The sequence below is a fragment of the Bacteroides neonati genome, assembly GCF_000499785.1.
GTDB lineage: Bacteria > Bacteroidota > Bacteroidia > Bacteroidales > Bacteroidaceae > Bacteroides > Bacteroides neonati.
The window spans coordinates 668,589-692,319 of sequence record NZ_HG726020.1 but is presented as its reverse complement, the minus strand read 5'-3'; the positions used below and the strand labels follow the sequence as shown (position 1 = coordinate 692,319).

At 42.8% G+C, this 23,731-nt stretch carries 21 protein-coding genes and 1 tRNA gene; 7 read left to right on the top strand and 15 right to left on the bottom strand.

What is annotated here, in order from left to right; genetic code table 11:
* Positions 1-17: 17 nt before the first annotated feature.
* The 3 genes from TY03_RS05895 to mnmE form a co-directional block, all read right to left on the bottom strand.
* Positions 18-725: a hypothetical protein gene (locus tag TY03_RS05895; protein ID WP_042368205.1), complete on the bottom strand. Its 708-nt coding sequence runs from the start codon at positions 723-725 to the stop codon at positions 18-20.
* Between the two features lie 4 nt (positions 726-729).
* Positions 730-1,890 carry a site-specific integrase gene (locus tag TY03_RS05890; protein ID WP_042369203.1) on the bottom strand — a complete coding sequence of 387 codons (1,161 nt, stop codon included), beginning with the start codon at positions 1,888-1,890 and terminating at the stop codon, positions 730-732.
* Between the two features lie 219 nt (positions 1,891-2,109).
* Positions 2,110-3,516, bottom strand: a complete 1,407-nt coding sequence (gene mnmE, locus TY03_RS05885; RefSeq protein ID WP_042368203.1) for a tRNA uridine-5-carboxymethylaminomethyl(34) synthesis GTPase MnmE — start codon at positions 3,514-3,516, stop codon at positions 2,110-2,112.
* 171 nt (positions 3,517-3,687) lie between these two features.
* On the opposite strand from mnmE, the gene TY03_RS05880 reads away from it, so the two are divergent.
* On the top strand, positions 3,688-4,338 hold the full coding sequence (locus TY03_RS05880) for an NAD(P)-dependent oxidoreductase (RefSeq protein WP_042368201.1): 651 nt from the start codon (positions 3,688-3,690) through the stop codon (positions 4,336-4,338).
* On the opposite strand, the gene TY03_RS05875 is transcribed toward TY03_RS05880, so the two are convergent.
* The 5 genes from TY03_RS05875 to TY03_RS05855 are packed head-to-tail and all read right to left on the bottom strand — an operon-like array spanning position 4,322 to position 8,662.
* A complete protein-coding gene (locus TY03_RS05875) occupies positions 4,322-4,846 on the bottom strand; it encodes a 3'-5' exonuclease (protein ID WP_042368200.1) in 525 nt (174 codons plus the stop codon). The two genes, TY03_RS05880 and TY03_RS05875, sit on opposite strands and share 17 nt — an antisense overlap.
* Positions 4,846-5,724 (bottom strand): nucleoside phosphorylase, encoded by an 879-nt coding sequence (locus TY03_RS05870; RefSeq protein ID WP_042368199.1) that lies wholly within the window; start codon positions 5,722-5,724, stop codon positions 4,846-4,848. The genes TY03_RS05875 and TY03_RS05870 overlap by 1 nt, the downstream gene beginning before the upstream one ends.
* A gap of 4 nt (positions 5,725-5,728) precedes the next feature.
* A complete protein-coding gene (gene floA / locus TY03_RS05865; protein WP_042368198.1) occupies positions 5,729-6,730 on the bottom strand; it encodes a flotillin-like protein FloA in 1,002 nt (333 codons plus the stop codon).
* A gap of 29 nt (positions 6,731-6,759) precedes the next feature.
* The gene (locus TY03_RS05860; protein WP_042368197.1) at positions 6,760-7,227 is read right to left on the bottom strand and encodes an NfeD family protein; all 468 of its coding nucleotides are present in this window, start codon (positions 7,225-7,227) and stop codon (positions 6,760-6,762) included.
* A 13-nt stretch (positions 7,228-7,240) separates the two neighbouring features.
* Complete coding sequence (locus TY03_RS05855) at positions 7,241-8,662, bottom strand: tetratricopeptide repeat protein (protein WP_042368196.1); 1,422 nt, start codon at positions 8,660-8,662, stop codon at positions 7,241-7,243.
* 126 nt (positions 8,663-8,788) lie between these two features.
* Between TY03_RS05855 and TY03_RS05850 the strand changes: the two genes are divergently transcribed.
* Positions 8,789-9,535, top strand: coding sequence for an ATP-binding protein (locus TY03_RS05850; RefSeq protein ID WP_042368194.1), 747 nt, complete (start codon positions 8,789-8,791; stop codon positions 9,533-9,535).
* Positions 9,536-9,554: 19 nt separating this feature from the next.
* Positions 9,555-9,926: a DMT family protein gene (locus tag TY03_RS05845; RefSeq protein WP_042368192.1), complete on the top strand. Its 372-nt coding sequence runs from the start codon at positions 9,555-9,557 to the stop codon at positions 9,924-9,926.
* A gap of 35 nt (positions 9,927-9,961) precedes the next feature.
* On the opposite strand, the gene TY03_RS05840 is transcribed toward TY03_RS05845, so the two are convergent.
* The 6 genes from TY03_RS05840 to TY03_RS05815 are packed head-to-tail and all read right to left on the bottom strand — an operon-like array spanning position 9,962 to position 14,414.
* Entirely contained in the window at positions 9,962-10,975 is a 1,014-nt protein-coding gene (locus tag TY03_RS05840; RefSeq protein ID WP_042368190.1) for an FAD:protein FMN transferase, read from the bottom strand.
* An 8-nt stretch (positions 10,976-10,983) separates the two neighbouring features.
* Complete coding sequence (locus TY03_RS05835; RefSeq protein WP_042368188.1) at positions 10,984-11,562, bottom strand: manganese efflux pump MntP; 579 nt, start codon at positions 11,560-11,562, stop codon at positions 10,984-10,986.
* Positions 11,559-12,362, bottom strand: coding sequence for a DUF6048 family protein (locus TY03_RS05830; protein ID WP_042368186.1), 804 nt, complete (start codon positions 12,360-12,362; stop codon positions 11,559-11,561). Before TY03_RS05830 ends, TY03_RS05835 begins: the two co-directional genes overlap by 4 nt.
* Positions 12,307-12,846, bottom strand: a complete 540-nt coding sequence (locus TY03_RS05825; protein WP_042368185.1) for a DUF6452 family protein — start codon at positions 12,844-12,846, stop codon at positions 12,307-12,309. Before TY03_RS05825 ends, TY03_RS05830 begins: the two co-directional genes overlap by 56 nt.
* A 31-nt stretch (positions 12,847-12,877) precedes the next feature.
* Positions 12,878-13,834 carry a glycosyltransferase family 2 protein gene (locus TY03_RS05820; protein WP_042368184.1) on the bottom strand — a complete coding sequence of 319 codons (957 nt, stop codon included), beginning with the start codon at positions 13,832-13,834 and terminating at the stop codon, positions 12,878-12,880.
* A 31-nt stretch (positions 13,835-13,865) separates the two neighbouring features.
* Entirely contained in the window at positions 13,866-14,414 is a 549-nt protein-coding gene (locus TY03_RS05815; RefSeq protein ID WP_042368183.1) for a DUF4199 domain-containing protein, read from the bottom strand.
* A 315-nt stretch (positions 14,415-14,729) separates the two neighbouring features.
* On the opposite strand from TY03_RS05815, the gene TY03_RS05810 reads away from it, so the two are divergent.
* Positions 14,730-14,803, top strand: a tRNA-Thr gene (locus TY03_RS05810).
* Between the two features lie 113 nt (positions 14,804-14,916).
* Here TY03_RS05810 and TY03_RS05805 read toward each other — a convergent pair.
* Positions 14,917-15,399: an HU family DNA-binding protein gene (locus TY03_RS05805; protein WP_042368182.1), complete on the bottom strand. Its 483-nt coding sequence runs from the start codon at positions 15,397-15,399 to the stop codon at positions 14,917-14,919.
* A 408-nt stretch (positions 15,400-15,807) separates the two neighbouring features.
* Here TY03_RS05805 and TY03_RS05800 point away from each other — a divergent pair, with 408 nt between their 5' ends.
* From TY03_RS05800 to TY03_RS05790, 3 genes are all read left to right on the top strand, one after another.
* The gene (locus TY03_RS05800) at positions 15,808-18,699 is read left to right on the top strand and encodes a triple tyrosine motif-containing protein (RefSeq protein ID WP_042368181.1); all 2,892 of its coding nucleotides are present in this window, start codon (positions 15,808-15,810) and stop codon (positions 18,697-18,699) included.
* A gap of 290 nt (positions 18,700-18,989) precedes the next feature.
* Positions 18,990-22,169, top strand: a complete 3,180-nt coding sequence (locus TY03_RS05795; RefSeq protein WP_042368179.1) for a SusC/RagA family TonB-linked outer membrane protein — start codon at positions 18,990-18,992, stop codon at positions 22,167-22,169.
* 21 nt (positions 22,170-22,190) lie between these two features.
* A complete protein-coding gene (locus tag TY03_RS05790) occupies positions 22,191-23,726 on the top strand; it encodes a RagB/SusD family nutrient uptake outer membrane protein (protein WP_042368178.1) in 1,536 nt (511 codons plus the stop codon).
* Positions 23,727-23,731 lie beyond the last annotated feature (5 nt).

Sequence of the window (23,731 nt, the reverse complement as noted above, 5' to 3'; positions counted from 1 at the left end):
GTTGTAGAGTAAGATGTTTACATGGTCGCTTTTTTGTTGTAAAAAACATTATCTATGGCTCCAGTGTCTGGTTGATCTACACCTGGCTTATCGTTATATCTTAATTTTCTATCAGCCTTTGTGAAACAGAAACATTTATTAAATTCAGAACATTTGATATTGAAACGATTTGCAAACCTGTAAGCCTCTACGGGTTTACTCTTCCATTCTCCTTTAGTTTCTCCTATTGGTAGCTGTTTATATTTCATAACATGAGTAAGCGTGCTATAATCCATGCCAGATATGAAATTTGCTTTTAATTGGTTGTATTGATCTTTACTTAGAATAGGATCTTCTTGCTGTAAATTTGGAATTTTAATTTGTTTCTCAATATATACCTCAACTTTACAAGCTAAAGAGTACAAATCAAAGAAAAAGGAATAATGAAATGTTTCATCTGATATTTTTGCGAGTTCTTTAATTTGAAAGACTTCACTAAGTAAATATTCCAACCCTAATTTATCAGTGATGAGCTTTATACTTTCAGAGATGCGCTGCATTCTTTCAATATAATTATGAGCCTCGTCTGGTTTTATATTAAGATAGTAAATGCTACTGTAATACGGTTTTGTTCCAAAGGTGCAATCAGGATCATTCAAAAACAGATTAAGATCTATATGATTCAATCTACTTTTTATTTCAATCAGATCCTTTTTTAATGCAGATATTGTATTTGAGTAATTCATAAACTTAAAATTTGAATTCTGGAATTTTTTCCACAGCCTCCTGTTTTTTCTTATCTATAACCTTTGCATATATCTGAGTAGTGGAAATCTCTTTATGTCCCAACAACTTTGACACTGTGTATATATCTACTTCCTGTGTAATCATCATTACAGCAAATGTATGCCTACCACTGTGGAATGTGACTGCTTTGGTTATCCCAGCATCCATACACCAGCGTTTTAGCTCTAATAAAAGTTGGGCAGAATAGTGGAATCCAGCAAACACACGATCTTCATTATTCCCTCTTTCCCCTAAAAAGTGATCTGCCTGGGAATTAATATCTAAATATTCCTGACCTCCAGTTTTTTTCTGTTTGAATATGATACGAGTATATTTATCAAACTTCTGCACATCTTTCCAGGTAAGTTTTTCTATATCACTTTTTCTAAGACCTGTAAGGCAGCTAAAAAGAAAAGCACGCTTTAAAACTGGGTATCTGCATTCAGCTTGACCTAATTTCTGAATTTCATCAGTGGTTAAATATACTCGTTCTGTTTCATCTTGTTTAAACCCATCAATGCCTCTTAGTGGATTGATGGGGATGATACGATCCTCAAACGCCTGGTTTATACAGGCTCTTAGCTTATTGAAATATGAAACTTTTGAATTTTGAGACAGTGGTTTACCCTCTGTCAAAGAATTATTTCTTCTTTTATAAGCATCTTTTTCTACATTGTCCAGGAAATCCTTAAAGCCCTCAATCCAATCAGGAGTAATATCTTTGAAAGTGGTTTTTTCATCACAGTATCTTTGTAGGTGCTGTAAACAGCTATACCAGTTGCCCCAGTTCCCTCTACTTTCAGGATTACCATGTCTATCCTCACAGAGCTTTCTATAGTATTCCAGGAAAGGTGTGTTTAACTTAAAATGGCTGGCAAAACCATATTCTCCGTTTTGGATCTCAATCTGTCTTTTGGCTTTAATAGCCTGGGCGGTTGCTAATGTTTGTTTGTTTTGCTCTTTCTCTACTGGAGTAGTAGCTTTAATCAAATAGAGCTTTAGAAACTCTCTCACTCTTTTACCATCTCTGTAAATGTCCAGGTAAAGACTTTTGTTCCCATTAGTAAGATCCTTTTCTCTGAGCTTAACGGGTTCCTTTTGAATTTTAGATTTATTTGTTTTCATATCGCTGATTTTTTTGTCTCTGGGTGACAGTTTTTTGTCTCTCATTATTCAAGAGTGACAAACTAGTGACAAAAATAGGATAAAAATCGGATATGAAAAAGAAATTGAATGAAAAATAAGAAAGAATAGTAATGTATGCTAATATGCTGTATCTAAAGCTGTTTATTATCCTATTCTTGTCTTATTTTTGGTTCTTATTTTCATTGTGAAAATTGGGCTTCACTTGCCGATGCAAAAATGCAAAAATATATTCTGTAGAACCATGTCATTTGTAACTTCTCCTGCAATATCAGAAATATGAAAAATACACTCCCGAATATCCTGAGAGAGGAAATCTCCAGAGATATTTACTGCAAGACCTTCTTGAACACGTTGAATGGCCTGAAGGGCATGGGTCAGTGCTTCGTAATGGCGGACATTAGTAACAATCACATCATTTTGAGTAACGGTTGGCAGGTGAGCTGCGTTAACCAACAGTTGTTGTAAGTCTTCGGTATGTTGCCGTTGTTTGGCCGATATGAAGATGGCATTCACACGGTCTTCGGGGAAATGCGGGAAATTGGGAAATAGCGGTGAGGGGAGAACTTGTTCGCTTGGTGTTACCAAATCGGCTTTATTGAATACCAATAAAAGGTGTTTATCTTCGCAACGCGGAAGAATTTTATCTGATAATTGGGAAATTTGCGAAGTTCCATCAACGGCATCGAGCATCCAAATTACTATTTCGGCCTGATCCAATTTTTGGAAAGTACGTTCGATACCTAATGTTTCAATGGTATCATCGGTTTCGCGAATGCCGGCAGTATCAATAAAACGGAAGGTTACACCGCCAATATTGACTGTATCTTCAATAACATCGCGTGTGGTGCCATGGATATCACTGACAATGGCTTTCTCTTCATTAAGCAATACATTGAGCAAAGTTGATTTTCCGGCATTGGTTTCGCCAATAATTGCAACAGGTACACCATTCTTGATGGCGTTGCCTATGCTGAACGATTGTACCAAGCGAGATATAACGTTTTCGATACCATTGGCCAACTGACGGAGAGCCTCGCGGTCGGCAAACTCAACATCCTCTTCGCTAAAGTCAAGTTCTAACTCAATCATAGAGGTGAAGTTGAGCAGTTTGGTACGTAAATCCGTCAGTTTTTTACTGAATCCACCACGCATTTGGCTCATGGCTAATCGATGAGTTGCTGCTGAGGAAGAGGCAATCAGGTCGGCTACTGCTTCGGCTTGGCTAAGATCCATCTTTCCATTGAGAAAAGCTCTTTGGGTATACTCGCCCGGTTGTGCCATGCGACAGCCATTGCGAATAAGCAATTGCATTACCTGCTGGAGGATGTAGCTGGAACCATGACAAGCTATTTCGACACTATCTTCACCTGTATAGGAGTGAGGTGAGCGAAATAGACTAACAAGCACTTCGTCTACTATCTCTGCTCCGTCGTAAATGCGACCAAAGGTGAGGGTGTAGGCTTTTTGATCGCTCAGTTGTTTGCCTGAACGAGCCGGTACAAAAATACGGTTAGCAATCTCAATGGCTTTGGAGCCTGAAATACGTATAGTACCGATGGCTCCACCCTGGGCGGTGGCTATGGCGCAAATGGTGTCTTGATTCATCTTCTCAGTTTTGATTTGAAAGGCAAAGATAGAAAATCTCTGCTTAAAAAGAGAAATGAAGGCTAAGTTATTCTTAGGATAAAGCCTATTTGAGGGTAACAACAATTCTGCGTATGAGGTGTTATTTCTATTGATATCGAAATTATAGAAACGCTTAAAGAAGATTACAGCATGAAAAAGGTCGTATTAATAGGAGCTAGTGGTTTTGTTGGGTCAGCTATTTTGAATGAGGCACTAAACCGAGAATTTTATGTGACGGCAGTTGTTCGTCATCCCGAAAAAATAAAGAGAGTTGATGAACGTTTGAAGGTAGTCAAAGCCGATGTTTCATCAGTGGATCAGGTCTACGAGGTTTGCAAAGGATTTGATACGGTTATCAGTGCTTTTAATCCGGGTTGGTCGAATCCAAACATTTATGAAGAGACACTTGGAGGATATCTGACCATCATCGATGGGATAAAGAAGGCAGGTGTTAACCGATTCTTAATGGTAGGTGGTGCCGGATCTTTGTTTATAGCTCCGGGTGTTCGTTTAGTCGATTCGGGCGAAGTACCTGATGCTATTATGCCTGGAGTGCAAGCCTTATCTGAATTTTATTTGAATTTTTTGCGTAAAGAGAAAGAAGTGGACTGGGTTTTCTTTTCGCCTGCTGCTGATTTATCTCACGGTGTGCGCAGTGGTAGATATCGTTTGGGAAAAGACGATATGATTACGGATGTGACTGGGAATAGCCATATTTCTGTTGAAGACTACGCCTTGGCGATGATTAATGAGCTGGAAAAGCCTGCCCATCATTATGAACGCTTTACCATAGGGTATTGACCGGGCGATGATAATCAAGAAAATTTTGATAGAGTAGTGCACATGCGCGTGCATCCGAAAGAGCTTCGTGATGCTTGAGCTCGATGCCTTCTCGTTCGCAACAAGCATTGAGATTGGCTGGCTTATAGCCAAGCGAACGATAAATACGACACGTGCATTCCCAACGATCGGGGAGGAGTAATTCCTCGTAATCAAGCCCGTACATACTCATGGTACGTTTCAGTACATTGCGATCGAATTGTTCGTTGTGCGCAATTACCAAACGTCCTTGTAGCCGTTTTCGTACTTCCGGATATATAGCATGAAATCCCGGCAATGATTCGGTCATAGCCGGGGTAATTCCATGTATCAGTATATTCGATCGCCAATACTCATTCTCGGGTGGTTGAATGAGACTATAATACTCATCTGTAATCACTCCGTTGGTTAACGTAACAATGCCTACAGCACAGGCGCTTTCCATAGCACCTGTAGCTGTTTCAAAGTCGATGGCGGTGAAGGTATTCATTAGATACGGTCGAGTACGGTTTTAATAAGCGTATCAATCGAGTTTTTATAACCGGTATTGGCTTCTTTGATCAATCGGTTAGCAATAACCATACAAACAGTCATCGCTTTATGGCCCATCAACTTGCCCAATCCGGCGAGCGCTGAGCTCTCCATCTCGAAATTGGTTATTTTATATCCGTTATATTCGAACGACTCTATTTTGTCATTTTGTTTTGGATCGGCAAGAGGAACGCGCAGTTCACGTCCTTGCGGACCAAAGAAGCCACCGGCAGCAATGGTTACACCGCGAACCATGTCGTTTTGAGCAATGCGATTAATCAGGGCTTCGTCGGCATCAATCACATAAGGAGCCGGTGCACACATATTGCCCGACCATCCCATATGATTGAGAAATGCCCGTTCAAAAGCCAAGTCGCAGACTGCGTTGCGTCCGGCATAGAAATTAAGTAGCCCATCAAAGCCAATTGACTTTTGTGAGCAGACAAACGTACCAACCGGTGTGTTGACTTGCAAACCACCACATGTACCGATACGCACTAATTCAAGTGAGCGAAGAGTTGTTTTTTCTTCGCGTGTATTAAAGTCGATATTGGCTAGGGCATCAAGCTCATTTACCACAATATCGATGTTATCACACCCGATACCTGTTGATACAACTGTGATACGTTTGCCTTTATATGTGCCGGTAACTGTTTTAAACTCACGGCTTTCTATTTCGCACTCTTTGGTTTCGAAATGCGAAGCAACCAATGCCACCCGTCCTGGGTCGCCTACTAATATTACTTTGTCTGCCAATTGCTCGGGCTTTACGTGCAAATGGAATACAGAGCCATCTTCGTTAATGATAAGCTCTGATGAAGGAAACTTTTTTTTCATACATTTATTCGCTAAGTGGTTTAGTTGATATTCCGGTAGAAGGCTTTGCGATATTTTCACGCATAGACGTATCTGCCTGAATATTTTTCATTTTATAGTAATCCATAATGCCCAAGTTGCCGCTACGGAAGGCTTCTGCCATCGCTTTGGGCACTTCGGCTTCTGCCTGAATTACATTGGCGCGAGCCTCTTGCGCCTTGGCTTTCATTTCTTGTTCGTAAGCTACTGCCATAGCACGTCGTTCTTCGGCTTTGGCCTGCGCAATATTCTTATCGGCATTAGCCTGATCAATCTGCAACGCGGCGCCGATGTTCTTGCCGATATCAATATCAGCGATATCGATAGATAATATTTCAAAGGCAGTTCCGGCATCTAGTCCTTTACGTAGCACCAGCTTCGAGATTGAATCCGGATTTTCGAGTACCGACTTATGGCTTATCGATGAACCGATCGAAGAGACAATACCCTCGCCTACACGAGCTAAAATAGTGTCTTCGCCTGCACCACCCACCAATTGCTTGATACTGGCGCGAACGGTAACACGAGCTTTGGCTATTAATTGAATACCATCTTTTGCCACAGCCGTTACCGGTGGAGTATCAATTACTTTCGGGTTTACCGACATCTGTACAGCTTCAAATACGTCACGTCCGGCAAGGTCGATAGCTGTAGCCATTTGAAAGGATAGTTCGATGTTTGCTTTAGAAGCCGATACCAATGCATGTACTACCTTCTCTACATGTCCTCCTGCCAGAAAGTGAGCTTCGAGTTCATCGCGTGTAATATTGCGCAGACCGGCTTTGTGTGCCTCGATCATGGCCGGAGCGATGATGTAAGGAGGAACGTTACGAATACGCATCAAGAAAAGCTGTATCAGTGAGATGTTGACTCCTGATACCTTGGCTGATAACCAAAGGAAAAACGGCACATAATGAAAAAACAGAGCTAGAAAGATAACTCCTCCTGCTATCAGGAAGATAGTCAGATACATAGGGTCGAAATTCATAATCTACTTTTGGATTTAAGTGAATATTATTATTTTTGTTTCTCTACAAGAATGGTGCCTTCATCGATGCGACTTACCACAATGGGTGTTTTCTCGCTGAGGAAGCCGTCCATTGATTTCACCTCTACAATTTTACCTTCAATATCGGCGTAACCAATCAATGCCAGGCGTGTGGTCGTTAAACCTCTATCACCAATCTTTACGCTCTCTTCGGCCTGTTTATTTACCTTCGATGTGATGTCCTTTTTCAGTGCCAGCCGTTCCAATGTTTTGGAGCGCATGAATAACACAAGCGAACCAATGCAAGTGATAGCCGATACTGCCATCGTGATAAAACCTCCAAGGGCACCCAAATGTGTGAATGCGTAGATATTGGCGTAAACTATACATGCAAGGGCTGAGATTCCTGCCCAACTGATGCCGGGAACCACAAATAGTTCAATCAATAGCAATACCACTGCTACAATAATGAATGCGATTATAATCAGTATCTCCATAGTTTATATTGATTTATTGTTTTTCTATGCTGCGCACCTTGATTGCTTGTTCATCGAGTTCTAGCGACATTTGGCGAACCCGCTTCTCCAAATCAAGAATAGCGGGAGTCAGTTTTGCTTTTGCTTCTTTATTGCCCTTTGTATAGGCTTGGCGTTGTTGATCAAGTTTACTTTCCTGTTGCTTGAAGTCTTTCTCCATGCGTTGATATTGCTGAAACTGTTCTTGAGCCTGCTTTGAGCGGAAATCGCTTAATTGGTGATACGTGCGTTGATCGTCTATCACAAAAACAAAGTCGTACACCTGCCGTTCTTGCGGTTTATGGTTGATCGCACTTTCGAGTCGTTGCAAGGCTTCTTGTACTTCTGTTTTGTCTTTCCAGGTATCTTTCAAAGAGCGCAATTGTGCCAGTGATACCATCTGTTCGTGTGGAGTCGATTCATAATTATATATCCGCTTCGAGCTATTGGGGATGAAGACATAGACACATACCTTTCCTTCAGGCTGATAACGGTCGGAAGCAAACCACCCCAGATTATTATACTCATCGATTACATACATATAATCATTGAATGGCGAATTAAAAGGCATTCCCACATTCTCAGGAGTCAGATAGGTATCGGTGTTGGTGTTGTAGCGGGTAACGAAAATATCATATCCACTAATCGACCCAGCGCCATCACTCGCATAATAGATCGTAATACCATCGGTCAATACGAAGGGATAGTTGGTGTTGCCCGTCGCATTGATGTTTTCGGGCAATAAGGTGCCTTTGCTCCATTCGTCGATCAGTTTGTTTTTAGAGAAGATATTCAATAAATCATCTTTTCCCGTTTCACTGTAGTACAGCTTATTGCCTAATTCTGTTTCGTAAACCGTACCGGGGTGGTTGCCGGTCACTTTGAAATATTCATCGAAGGTATAGAGCTTACCCGACTCTTCGCTGATTTTGTAAGTCTGTAGGAAAGAAGCCTTGTCTACTACGAAGCTGTCAATGACACATACTTCTTCGACTCCTTTGAACATTCTAAAATCGGCTTTGCTCTTGTCTAACAGCTTTTCTGCCTCTTCGGTAGGTTGCTTTCTCTTTTTAAGTGCTTCAATATACTCTTCGTAGCATTGGATCGCATCCTCGTAGCGATACACATTGTTATAAGCTTGCGCCAGATAAAGCTGCCCGCTCGCGACGCGTCTTTTTACAGCTGTTTCCAGATATTTCACTGCTTCAGCAGGACGTCCCGTTTCGAGACAGCACACGCCGTACCATAAATTGTAATTTCCATTAGTTGGCTGAGATTTGACATATTTTTCAAAGATGGGTGCAGCCTTTTCGTATTCTTTATTGGCATATAAGTTTCGAGCCTGTTCCAGCGTTTGTGCCGAAAGGCTTATCGTGAAGAAACTGATAAGGAGGAAGAGGATATATTTTTTCTTCATACGTTTTATTTAGTGAACTTCAAAAGTACAAATTAATTGGGAATTATCCTTTTTTCTCTTATTCTATTATGTTAATTCTTCTTTAAATCATTCTTTTCTCTTACTTTTGTAGCCGATTTTTAAATTATGGCACAGTTTACAGAAGAAGAAAAAATGATTCGCCGTATTGAGCGTAGATTCAATAAAGGCGTGGTATCTTATAGGTTGATTGAAGAGGGTGATAAGATACTGATTGGTCTTTCGGGTGGAAAAGATTCTTTGGCTCTGATTGAGTTGCTGGGGAAGCGTTCGCAGATATTTAAACCTCGTTTTTCAGTCGTAGCCGTTCACGTGGTGATGGAAAATATACCCTATAAGAGTGATCTTGCTTATCTGCAAGCTCATGCCGAACAGTATGGTGTGCCATTCGTTGTCTACAAAACCTCTTTCGATCCAACAACCGACACCCGTAAGTCACCCTGTTTTCTCTGTTCGTGGAATCGCCGGAAAGCGCTCTTTGCGGTAGCAAAAGAACACGGTTGTAATAAAATAGCCTTAGGTCATCACATGGATGATATCTTGGAAACTTTATTGATGAATATGACTTATCAGGGAGCATTCAGCACTATGCCTCCGAAATTGGTGATGGATAAGTTTGAGATGACGATCATTCGCCCCATGTGTCTGGTGCATGAGAGCGATTTGATCGAACTGGCTGCGTATCGAGGCTACCGGAAGCAGGTTAAGAATTGTCCATACGAATCGCAATCGAGCCGGAGTGATATGAAGGGTATTCTGCGTCAGTTAGAAGCATTGAACCCCGAAGCCCGATATAGCATGTGGGGCAGCATGACCCATGTGCAGGAAGAATTATTGCCCGACAAAATTGATTGAATGTAAATTATAAAATGATATGAGTGGTGTTTACTCTATTTTATTGCTGATTGTATCTAATGTCTTTATGACTTTTGCCTGGTATGGGCATCTTAAACTTCAAGAAACGGAAGCAATCAGCAACTGGCCACTTTTGGCTGTTATTCTATTCTCATGGGGCATTGCCCTCTTTGAGTATTGTGCTCAGATACCCGCCAATCGCATTGGCTTCAGCGGGAATGGAGGTCCATTCTCGCTAATGCAGCTTAAAGTTATTCAAGAAGTGATTACTTTATTCGTTTTCGTTCTCTTCTCTTCCGTTTACTTTAAAGGCGAATCTCTGCATTGGAATCACCTAGCCGCTTTTATCTGCCTGGTAGCTGCTGTTTACTTTGTCTTTTTAAAGCCCTAAAGTGTATGGTTGAAGGCTGATGACGATGGTCAATGCTATTTGGCCATGTATTTTTTCATACCTTCGGTAAAGAACATTTGTGGGGTTCCTTTTTCGTCACTATAGATGAAGCAGGCATCGATCGTAGGGTGGGCATTGGCAAAGGCTTCGGCTTTTTCCAATCCCATTACCATAAAGGCGGTAGCAAGTGCATCGGCGGTCATGCAATCTTCGGCTACCACAGTGGCCGACAGGATATTGTGCTGCACCGGATATCCCGTACGGGGGTCGATGGTATGGGCATATTTCTTTCCGTCTTTATAATAGAAATTACGGTAGTTGCCCGAAGTAGCCAACCCCACATCGGTTAGTGCCAAAATGGTTTGTATCTCTTGGTTTACCGAGAGCGAATCATCTATCGGTTTATTGATACCGATGCGCCATAAGTTGTTTTTCGGATTTCTACCCTTGGCTACAATCTCTCCACCAATATCGACCATGTAGTTTTTAATACCTTTGCTGTTTAGGTAGTTGGCTACTACGTCGACCGAATAGCCTTTGGCTATAGCACTACAACTAAGCATAATGCGTGGGTCTTGTTTGATAACCGTTCCGTTCTCCAACTTTACTTTTTGATAGCCGGTGATTTCGAGTAAACTATCGATCGTTGCCGAATCGGGAAATGCACCTTGCTTGAAACCAAATCCCCACGCATTTGCCAATGGTGCAATAGTGATATCGAAAGCTCCTTGGGTTTCTTTCGAAACTTCCATCGAGCGATCGAAGCATTTCGTGAAGAAGCTGTCTGCAACGATCTCTTCATTTCGGTTGATACGGCTGATTACCGAGGTGTCGTTGAAGGGAGAAAGCGAGCCGTCGAACCGTTTAAGTTCTGCCTCTATTTCGGTTTTCAAGTCACCATCGTACTGATAAGTGATGTTGTAGACCGTACCGAAAACCAGTCCATTGATGCTATGATAAGGAACTTCGTTGCGTCGAGCCAATATCCAGATGGTTGCCAGTAGTAGCACACCGAGAGCTAAAAAGCTCTTTTTTGCTTTTCTTTCCATTATAATTATTAAGAGATGAGATGTTCCACCAATATTTTTATTCCGATAAGCACCAAAATGATGCCTCCCCACAATTCGGCATGTAGTTTGCGTGCCTGGCTGCAATGACACTTAATGCCCAATAGCAACCCGATCACCGATAGCGCAAACGAAACCACTCCGATAACGGAGATAGAACTAAGAATGCCCGTTAGGTCTTTGATACCCATAAAGGCAAAAGAGATGCCCACTGCCAACGCATCTATACTTGTTGCAATCGCCAGCGTAAGTACTACTTTGAGGCTTGTCGGGTTTAATTCTTTTCGGTCATCTTCGTGCTTGAATGACTCGATAATCATTCGTCCACCAAGGAAACTCAGGATGCCGAAGGCAATCCAGTGATCGACGTTTTCGATCAAATGACTAAAGGTGTTGGCGCAAAGCCACCCGATGAGCGGCATCAATGCTTGAAAGAGGCCAAAGAAAAAAGCCATTATCAGTATGGGACGCCATTGAATACGTTTTAAAATAATACCGCTGGCAATTGAAACTGCAAAGCAGTCCATTGCCAAGCCTATGGCGATCAGCCAAATTTCGAATCCTGTCATTTTGATTTAATAGGTAATGTATATATCAAGGAGTAGGTGACGCCGATATTGTTTGACTTATATTTGCCAAACCCCGGCACATACCATGGATCGGCATATTCGCTCATCGATGCCGATATTTTGTATTTCATTCGGATGGCCCATCCCATATTGAAATTCTTATAAACCTTTACCTTGACCCCTGCTACTAACTCGAACCATTGTACGGTAGCTTTTAGATTACTATGATTGAAAGGTACACTTGCACCTCCCCAAATGCCATCTTCGAGACTGGGATTTTGAACAGCATCTCCCCAAATAGGGTCGTCCATCGGCAAGCTGTTAATGTTATATTTAAAGCTGCTCATACCATAACGAAGCCCAACGAAGAGATAGCTACTTTTATCCTTCTTCTTCGACATGGTGTTATAGTCTGCTCCGATACGAAAATAAGGGGCACTGCTTTTGTAATGGATACCTGTTTCATTCCATGCATCGGTGCTACCATATCCCAATTCCAGTGTTGGCAGGAATTTGTTTTTCAAATTAGCTACCAAGCTGATCTCCGAACTCATAAAGTCACTTCCGAAGAGGTTGCTTCCTATGCCGAATATGTCAACGCCGACGTATGCACCATAGAACAGTGGAATCGTATCGGGTTTTGCCTCTTCTTTCTTATACTTTTTCTGATCTCTTTTCGGTACATGGGTTGGACGTGAGGTTTGTGCCCCTGCCGGAAAGACAATCGAGAAGAGGAGAAACAGGCTAATTGACAGTACGATCGCGGAAGCGGAAGAACATCTTAAGATTCTGTGTCCCATTGATATTGGCATTAGGGTTGATTATTTTAATAGAGTCCATTCTCACAGTTCCTTTCACCTTTCCATTTCCTACCCGGATGTGTTGTATGGCTTGCTTCATGGTGTAGCCACACTCCATCGATTGAAAGTAGGGAGTATTTTTATGTTCCACATACACTGTATCGACATAGTCGGGACGGCGTTTATAGTCGTAGTGAAACAACAATACGGTTACTTCTTCGGTAAATCGCAACGGAAGCGACAGGGTATGTACCTTTTTCTGGTTGTTGATAATAATAGAGTCGGTTCCAAGAGCAGTCACAGTCAATGAGTCGAGTGTATCGTTGACCACCTTCTTGTCCACCGGTTCGATACTGAATAGCGAACCGTTTATCATATCGCGTCCTCCCATCGAACAATTGTTGTCGTCCGAACAGGAAGTGCTAATACCGACTGCAGAACAGGCGATAAGCAGTATCAGAAAGAATCGAATTAAAATTTTCATATCATATTCATCACTACGGGTTAATCTTTTTTTATATTTTCTCCTCGATCAGGTAGTTATTACGTTCGGGAGCGTTGCGCGAAATGAGTTCGCCCAAGAAGCCTGCCAGAAACAATTGTGTGCCTAGAATCATGGAAGTAAGCGCCAAATAAAAATAAGGAGAATCTGTAACCAAACGATACGGCATGTCTTGAACCATATAATAGAGTTTATGCCCTCCCACAATCACTACGGCGATAAAACCCAATATGAACATCAAAGATCCCAGCAGACCGAAGAAATGCATCGGTTTTACTCCGAATTTGGATAAGAACCAGAGCGATATTAAATCGAGGTAGCCATTGAAGAAGCGGTTCCATCCTCCGAACTTGGTTGTTCCGAATTTGCGTGCCTGATGGTGTACTACCTTCTCACCGATATTCTTGAATCCGGCATTTTTGGCCAGGTAGGGGATGTAGCGATGCATCTCTCCATAAACCTCGATGTTTTTCACCACAGCTTTGCGGTAGGCTTTCAGTCCGCAGTTAAAGTCGTGTAGGTTATGAATTCCCGACACTTTACGCGCGGTAGCGTTGAATAATTTGGTGGGAAGGGTTTTAGATAGCGGGTCATATCTTTTTTGTTTCCACCCCGAAACCAGATCGTATCCGTCCTGAGTAATCATTCGATATAGTTCGGGTATCTCGTCCGGGCTATCTTGCAAATCGGCATCCATTGTTATCACAACATCGCCCTCGGCTTGTTCGAATCCGCAGAATAAAGCGGGCGATTTGCCATAGTTGCGTCTAAACTTGATCCCTTTAACGGCTCTTCCGGCGCGCGATTGAAGATCTTGGATAATTTCCCAAGAGCGATCTGTGCTGCCATCGTTTACGAAAATAACTTCAAAACTGAAATGGTTGGCTTTCATCACACGCTCAATCCAGGCATATAATTCGGGAATTGATTCTTCTTCGTTAAATAAAGGAACGACTACAGATATATCCATGGTGGCTATTTATGAGTTATATAGTTAGTTATTATGCATTCGGGTTGATCGACATCCGATCGCGTTTCATTACGAATAAAGCAGTGGGGATGGCTAGTATGGTTCCGTAGAATACATTTTGTGACAAGAGTTGTAAGGTGATGTCGATGGGAGTCATTGAGCCGATGAGTTCGATCATCTTTTCTATTTGCTCCATATAAGGTTGCATTCCGGCTGATTGTGAGCTTGATGCGTTGTTTAATAGTTTCAGGTAGGTGTCTGCCACAAATCCGTTGTCGATGTAGCGGAAGTATACATAATGTGCCAAAGCGGTTAGTAAGGCGGCAAACAGATACATAAATATAGTAAAGATCCAGGCTTGCATAAAGCTGATGTATCCTCCGCAAACCTTATTGCGATACATGCGTACATAATAATATCCCATGAATGGTACTCCTAGTGTTAACCCAACAAAGAGGAATAGAATAAAGGGAATGGTTAGCCCGATTGGGAAGAGAATGAATTTGAGTATCCAATAAATTCCCATATAGGTGCCAAAGTGCATGGCATACTTCTGTAAAGAACTTCTGCTTTCTGTCATCTTAGTAGTATAAATAGTGCACAAAGGTACAAATAATATTGGTTGAAGAGGAAAATAAGGCTGTTAAAGTTAATAAAGCCCAGTGTGCATAATTAGTTTGATTTTTTTTCAATATTAAGTGTCTGAACATGAAATGTTTACTTTTTTAGTGCAGAAAAAAACACGCAAGGGTATTGCATATTCGGGAAAAAGGCGTACCTTTGCAATCGCAAAACGGGTAAGTCCTATACGGCCAGCTCCCTTCAAATCCTCCAGGGCTTGATCGCAGCAAAGGTAGTTGGTTGTAGCGGCGCGATATAGTAAGCTTACCCACCCGCCTCTTTAGCTCAGCTGGCCAGAGCACGTGATTTGTAATCTCGGGGTCGTTGGTTCGAATCCGACAAGAGGCTCAGAAACGATGAAACGTTTGAAAAGCATCTCGATTTAATCGAGATGCTTTTTTTTGTAAATCCCATTTGATTTGCAGGTGCTTATGCACTGTGTCGCGACATTCTTTACTGCACTATTCGAATGGATTTTCCGGTTCGCCTTCGCCCGGAGTTAGCGGGGTGGTGGATAGTCCTATACCTTTCAGATAGTCCTCCAAACTAATCAGGTCGAGACGCTCTTCGGCGCGGGTGGCTATTTTGCTTACTCTAAGGTCTTTGCTTGCCTGAAAGCAAACACGCACACTGCTGGCGCTGGTCGCTGTTACATCCTCTGCCTTTTCCTCTCCCTTCGAACGAATCGAAAGCATGAATACTCCCAGTCCTTCGATGTTGACGGTTTTTCCTTCAAGCAACTGCTCTTTTAGCTTTTCGACGAATGTTTGGAGGGCACTCTTTATATCGCCTACCGATAATGATGACGAATCTCTCATTTTTTGTGCCATAAACTTCAAATCTACCGATTTGCCCATGGTGATTGCCTGCGGATAAAACTTTTTAGGCGAATCGGCCTTCAAAGGGTTCGATACGCGTTTTACAACTCTATATACTACACTCATATTACGTTTTTTTTAAAGATTAAATAATTTATTTTCTTAACTTTATGTTGATCAACGATGCAAAGATGAACATTAGTTGCCAATGTACCTAAGGATTTGGTGCGTCTGGAGCTGTTTTTTGTAGAAAATTTGTAATCCATTGATATATAGGTTATTATTTAATTACTCCTTTAAGCTGTTCGTGAGAAAGAACTTCGAATGGACTCTTTTTATTATCAGTATCAAAAAAAGTAGTATGCTTTGTCGTCAATCGTCCGACCATCTTGTTCAAGGGTTCCGACCATCCCGGCCGAAGGTTCCGGACCTCTGTTTATTTCTTCTCGGTATAGATTACCTTTTTGTTTATTTTATTGCATAGTTCGTCAGAATGAAGTATGTTTGCGTTCCTGTTAACTATAAAAGTCCGCTATGAACCGATTGAATAAGGCATCCTTTGTCGTACTCCTGTTATTTTTCCTAAGCCTGTCTTCCACCTGGGCTTCCGATTGGAATAACTTTATCATTAATTATCCGAAAAGTCTTTATGGTAAAGGTTCACAAACCTGGCAAGTAGCTGCTTACAATGACAATTGGGTGTACTTTGCCAATAAAAACGGCATGTTACAGTTCGATGGTAATATATGGAGTGTTTTTCCTCTCCATAATGGCTCCGATCTGCGTTCGGTGCTCCCTTCCGTATCTCAAAAACGTATTTATGCGGGAGGTATCAATGAGTTCGGTTACTTTGAACCGGGCAAAGGCGGAAAGCTTATTTACACTTGTATGTCCGATTCGCTTGACGAAAAGACCCGTTATTTAGGCAATGTATGGGGTATTCACGAAAGTGACAACATTCTTTATCTACAAGGTGACGGTATGGTACTGAAGTATCTTAATGGAAAATATACCTCTATTGATACGGGGCATAAGATAGATTGTTCGGATATGGTCAATGGCATACTCTATATTGGAACCGATCATGGAGTATATGTGCTAGTAGGCAATACCTTCTTCCCATTGCAGGGAGCGGAGCAATTAAGATCGAAACGTATTCGAAGCATTGTACCTTATAAAGAGGGGGTGATTGTAGTGACTGCATACGATGGCTTGTTTTATTGCGACGGTCGAACAACCATTCCTCTGGTAACCGGAGTAGAGGAGTTTATGCGACAAAATGAGGTGTTCTGCGCCGATGCTTCCGGCGATATGATTGCTTTGGGAACGGTACATAAAGGAGTGGTGCTGATTGATACACGAACGTTGCAGGCCAAATATTTTAATGAATACAATGGTTTGCAAAATAACACCGTACTTTCGGTAGCATTCGATGAATGGAATAATCTATGGGCCGGACTCGACAGCGGAATTGATTACGTTTGTCTCAATTCATCGTTGACAAACCTGTATTCGTATCCTTATTCTTATGGTACCGGATATGCGGCGTTGCTGGCAGACGAATACCTCTACTTAGGTACCAATCGCGGATTATATTATACGCCCTATCCGGTTCGCCTGACCGATAACTTGCCGGATATTCGTCCGGTAGCTCATTCGAGCGGACAAGTCTGGAATTTATGCCGCATCGGCAATGACCTTTTTTGCCTCCACGACCGGGGAGTCTTTCTGGTCGAAGGTACTACGATGCGGAAAGTGGCCGATGTAGCAGGAGCATGGGTTTGTCAGCCGGTTATGGGAACTACCGACCAAATGTTCGTAGGTGTTTATGACGGACTCTATTTGATGGAAAAGAAAGAGGGAGAGTGGCGCATCGTAAGTAAAGTGCAAGGTATTATCGATTCCTGTCGATTCTTCGAGCAAGAAACGTCACAGATTATTTGGCTTTATAATACCGATAAGATGATTCGCCTCGAGCTCAGTGCCGATCACTTGCAGGTAGTGGATATTAAATCGTATGGCGTCGCACAGGGATTCCCCACCAATAAAGAGCTCTTTGCCAGCAAGATTGGCGGTAAGGTTTACTTTGCTACTCCCCGCGGCATTTATCAACACAATCAAGCAACCGATCGTATGGAGGCTTGTCGGGAAATGGATAATTTATTAAATGGAGCCAATCCGTATACCCGTTTGGTCGAGTATAATAATCACCTGATTAGTTTAAATCATCGCGAAATCTGTATTGGGAATCTTCGTGTGTATAAACGGGGTGCGGGTACTTGTATTACACCTATTGAACAACGTGCAGTTGAGTTGGTACAGGGCGCTGAGGCGATTGTCCCTCTTTCGGATTCGCTTATGATTCTGCCCAATGACAACGGTTTCGCATTATTTAAAGTACCTTCGTTGCAAAGCCGCAGAGACTATAGTCACTCTATGCACATTCGCAATGTTTATCTCTCTTACCCCAAAGACTCGTTGATTTATAGTGATAATTTTCTTTCGCTGAAAGAGGAACCCGAGATTTCTTATCAACAAAACTCCATTCGTTTTGAATATGGGCTCTCTTCATTAACTCATGTCGAAGACGTGAGTTACCAATATAGGCTCAATGAGAAGGAATGGTCGGACTTCACCAACGTGCGTATTAAAGAGTATAGCAACCTGTCCGAAGGAGATTATGTCTTTGATGTAAAAGCGGTTTTCCCGGATGGAACCACGGCTATGGACTCTTTCAAGTTTCGTATTCATCCTCCTTGGTACCGCACGGCAATTGCTTACGTGTGCTACTTCATTCTCTTTTTTGCCGGTTTATGGTATCTTTATCGTTGGGATGATGTGCGTGTGCGACGCAAAAAGCGTCAGGCTGTGGTCGAAAAAGATAAAGAATTGCAAGAGAGAGAGAAAGAATACGAAGAAGAGAACGCCCGTAAGGAGCGTCAGATCATGGAGTTGGAAAAAGAAAGATTGCAGCACGACTTACAGTATAAAAGTCAGGAAATGGCCAATCTTATGATTAATTTTGTGCGTAAGAATGAGATGCTTACCGAAATTAAATCAGACCTGTTTAAGGCTATCTCAGGCCTCAAAGGCGAAGGGGGTGCCGATGCAAAAAAGATGCTGCTTGTGGTGAGCAATAAGATAAATTCTAATATTCAAAGTGATGAAGTGCTGAAGCGTATCGAAGAGCAGTTTGATCTTGTACACAACAATTTCATGAAGAACCTCGGGCGAAAGCACCCCGATTTGTCGTTCAACGAGCGAATGATGTGTGCTTATCTTAAAATGAACCTTTCCTCCAAAGAAATAGCTCCGCTACTTAATATATCCATCCGCGGAGTAGAGACTATCCGGTACCGTTTGCGCAAGAAATTTGAATTGGATCGAGAGATAAACCTGATTGATTATTTAAATAGTGGGTTTTAACGCCTGTTGTAAAAAGAACGATAAATAGAGAGTTAACACCTCGTTTATTGTTCTTTTTATGTTCTATAACACTCTTGACGAATTATTTATGCGTATTGCTATTCTCCTCTATATTAATAGTTTATTTGTTTTTGACGTATTAATAACGTATTCATTTATTTGAATTGACGTATTTAAGAATGAATTGACTTTATCCGAAGAAATGATTAATACTCTATGTTTGCACTATTCAAAGCGAGCAATCGGGTTGCTTTGAATAACGATGAGTTAATCTTAATTATAAAAAACTTATGAAAAAGTTGTTATCGATTTTATTTCTCTTAGTGGCTTGCCTTCCTGTATTCGCACAGAATATACAGGTTCAAGGCGTAGTCGTGGCTGGGTCGGATAATGAACCTTTGCCCGGAGTTAATGTAGTAGTGAAAGGGGCTACAACGAATGGTACAATCACCGATCTTGAGGGCAAATTTAGCCTTTCGGTTGCTCCTGATGCGGTTCTTTCCATTTCTTATGTAGGCTATCGCTCGCAGGAGGTTGCCGTTAAGGGTAACCGTACGCTTCGGGTGGTGCTGGCCGACGATACCGAAACTCTCGACGAAGTGGTGGTAGTGGGCTATGGCGTACAAAAGAAAAGCGTAGTGACAGCCGCTATCAGTCGGGTTTCCGCCGATGATCTGAATGTTTCTAAACCTTCGCGTGTGGAAGATGCATTGAAGGGAAAAGTATCGGGCGTTCAGATTACACAAAGCTCGGGGCAACCCAACTCCGACTCGAAAGTCCGCATTCGCGGTATCGGTACGGTGAACAATAGCGATCCGCTCTACATTGTCGACGGAATGCCCGTAGATGGTGGTATCAACTACCTTAATCCGGTAGATATTGAATCGGTCGAGATATTGAAGGATGCTGCTTCCGCTGCTATCTATGGTGCCCGTGCTGCCAATGGCGTAGTGCTTGTGACTACCAAAAGCGGAACCAAAGGAAAAACAACTGTAAACTATGACTTTAGCTATGGGTGGCAAAATCCGTGGAAGAAGAAATCGGTGCTCGATGCCAAAGAGTATATGACGATTATGAACGAAAGTTTGGTAAACGACGGTAATGCGCCCCGTTACTCTCAGGAACAGATTGCGTCCAGTGGTAAGGGAACCGATTGGCAGGACGAAACCTTCAATTATGATGCACCCATACAGAATCATCAAGTGAGTATCAATGGAGGAAGTGAAAAGATACAGTATTTCCTCTCGTTGGGTTACTTTAACCAAGAAGGCATTGTCGGTGGTGACTACGGTCGTTCCAACTATGAGCGTTGGAGTGTTCGCTCCAATTCTACCTATACCGTTTTTGAGGCCGAGAATCGTAAGTGGTTAAACAAAGTGCGTATCGGTGTCAACATTGGGTATTCGAGAAGTACATCGACAGGAATCGATGCCAACTCCGAATATGGCTCAATCCTCGGCAGTGCCTTAACCTTCAACCCCCTTGTACCCGTCTATGCGAGTGACGAAGATGCTGCTGCCATTCTCGCACAATATCCCAATGCGGTGAAAGACAAGGATGGTAGAGTATTCTCTATTCCTCCTACCGGCTTTCAGGAAATAGCCAATCCGGTAGCTATGCTCAATCAGCAACGCTCCGAGAAGAATAACGAAGATAAGTTTGTCGGAACATTTTGGGGAGAAATAGATCTCCTTCCAGGACTAACCTTCAAAAGCAGTTATGGTTTCGATCTCGCCTTTTGGGGAAGAGATGGGTATGAGTTTCCTTACTTCTTAGCTACACAAGGAAAAAATGTAGACCAGAGTTCCGTGTGGAGTGAAATGAACAGAGGGTATAAGTGGCAGGTAGAAAACGTATTGACATATCATAAAACTTTCGCCGAAAAACATAACCTATCGGTAGTGCTTGGGCAGTCGGCTCAGAAATACACTTACCGCCAATTGGGAGGTAGTGATTATAACTTGCTCGAGCTCGACCCTAATAAAGCGAATATCAACTCGGCCATTGCCGATCGTGACTTGGAACGCATTTATGGTGGAACGGGAGGGTATAACTTCGCTGCACTGGCTTCTTACTTTGGCCGAATCGATTATAACTTTGCCGAACGTTATATGATTCAGGCTACATTGCGACGCGACGGTTCTTCACGTTTCGGACCCAGCAACAAATGGGCCGTTTTTCCTGCCGTATCGGTAGGCTGGAATGTACTCAATGAACCCTATCTGGAGAATCATCCTCAATGGTTCGACTCCTTCAAACTTCGCTTCAGTTGGGGTAAAAACGGTAATGAAAACATCGGAAACTTTCGTTATACCTCATTAATGGATGGCGGTCAGAACTATTATTTTGGCGGTGGCTATCTTGTTTCGTCTGATAGTAAGAATGGCGAAATGCAATACGGAACCTCTCCGGCAGCTATTCCCAATCCCAATGTAAAATGGGAAGAGTCTGAGCAAATTGACCTTGGATTTGATGCACGTTTCTTTAATAATGCATTAAACTTCAGCTTCGACTACTTCAAGAAAAAAACCAATGGTATGTTGATGGATCAACCCATACCAAGCTACGTAGGGCAAAGTGCACCCATCGCCAATGTGGGCGATATGGAGAACTGGGGACTGGAATTTGAACTTGGTTGGAAATCGAAGATCGGAGACTTTAGCTATAACGTTGCCGCCAATGCATCGTTCTTGAAGAACACGCTCATTAAATTGGGCAACGCCTCGGGCGAAGCCATTTACGAAAATGCAGGTGCTTCCGGGTTGGGAAGTTATATTAAAGGTAAGAATGGCGAAGTATGGCCCTATTTCTATGGTTACAAAACCGATGGCCTTTTCCAGAATCAGGCAGAAATAGATGCTTATGTAAACGAGAAGGGACAGAAGATGCAACCGAAGGCACAACCCGGCGATGTTCGTTTTGTCGATATCAATCAAGATGGTGTAGTCGACGACAATGACAAAACAAAGATCGGCAAAGGTATGCCCGATTGGAGCTTCGGACTTTCGATCGGCGGTGAGTGGAAAGGTATTGACCTGAACCTCTTCTTCCAGGGAACAGCCGGGAACGATATTTTTGACTTCTCGCAACGTGGCGATATTCCTGCCATGAATCGCCCCACATGGATATTGGATCGCTGGATCGGCGAAGGTACCTCCAACCATATTCCTCGCATGACCACTGCCAACCCTAATAGTAACTGGCGTTCGTCCGATCTCTATATAAAGGATGGTACTTACCTCCGGTTGAAAAACATTCAGCTCGGTTATACCTTGCCTGCTATGTGGACCAAGCGCGTCTCTGTTCAGAAACTACGTGTGTTTGTTTCTGCCGAAAATCTACTTACTTTCACCGGGTACGATGGATTTGATCCGGAAATTGCAACGGGAGATTACAATAGGATAGGAGTCGATCGCGGTATTTATCCGCAGGCGAGAACCATATCTGTAGGTGCTAATATCTCTTTTTAATTCATTAAACAGATTATCGATATGAAACGATATACATACATAACAATAGTAGCCGCTTTGGCAGGAACACTTCTGACAACTGCCTGTGGCGATGATTTCTTAACGGCCTCTTCGACCGAGAAGCAAGAAGCGGGGGCAGCAGCCACCGAAGGTGCCATTCTCTCTAACCTAGGTTCTGCCTATCAGATATTGTTGTTCGACAGCTATGCCAATAACAATTACAATGCTGTGTTGCTGATGTCCGATCTGCGTTCGGACGATATATATAAGGGTGGCGGTGATGCCGGCGACCAGAGCCAGCTCTACAAACTATCGCAATTTACCTCTACTGCTGCAGAGAGTTTAGACGGGCTCTGGAGCATTTACTATACGGGCTTGGCACGATGCAACAATGTTATCATCGCTTGCAACAATGCCGTGGGAGTAGATGGAGCCAAACTCGAACAATACAAAGCCGAAGCGCACTTCCTGCGCGGATATTATGTGCATCTATTGTGGAAGTTCTGGGGAAATATTCCGTATTTCGATCAACCGCTTACTACATCGCCCTATATGGCGAAACAGCTATCGGCGGATGAGATTTATGCGAAGATTATGGCGGATGTCGACTTTGCCTGTACCGATGGAAAACTCCCGATGCGGGTTAGTGCCGCCAACACAGGACGTGTGTCACGTGCAGCCGCTCTCATGTTGAAGGCTCGTGTGGTACTCTATCAGAAAGACCAAACTCGTTATGCCGAACTGACCAACGACATGGCCACCATTATAAAAAGCGGTAGCTACAACTTGTTTCCTAACTTTGACGCCATGTGGAATGATGAAAATGAGTTTTGTCAGGAATCGATATTTGAAAGCAATCAGTTACCCGAAGGTAAAACCTGGGCGAGTGGATGGGGTGGTTACGGAACCAATCTGCCGGCATTTATTTCGCCCAACAACCTGAGCGATCCCGATAAAGTATTTATCGGTGGCTGGGGATTTGCTCCGGTACGTTCGTCGGCCTATGCGATGTACGAAAAGGGTGATACACGTCGCGAAGGATCGATCAATAAATGGGAGGCCGGAACCTATGCTTCTCGTTTTCAAGATACGGGCTTGTTTCAGCGTAAGTACGCCGCCCGTAAAGGCTATAATCCTCCTCCGGGCGATATTGACCTGAACTTCTGCAACAACCTGCGCCTGTTCCGCTATGCCGAAACATTGCTCAACTACGCCGAGTTGGTAAAGATGAACGGTCAGGCCGAAGTACAAGGGGTTACTGCCCAAGAGTGTTTGGATCAGATACGTAAACGGGCTTTCGGAAGCGATAATCCGATACCTGCTACCGTTGAGAATATCAAAGCAGAACGTCGTAGGGAGTTTTTGGGCGAAGGCATGCGCTTTTGGGATTTAGTAAGATGGGGAGACGCCACGCGGGTATTGACCGAGAACGATGCGGTTCACAACTCGGTTCGTACTTTCGAAGAATGGATGAAGTATATTCCCATTCCGCAAGGCGAAATAGATAAAACGCGCGGAACGGAGTTTGAGTTGGTTCAAAACGGACAGTGGAAGTAAAATGA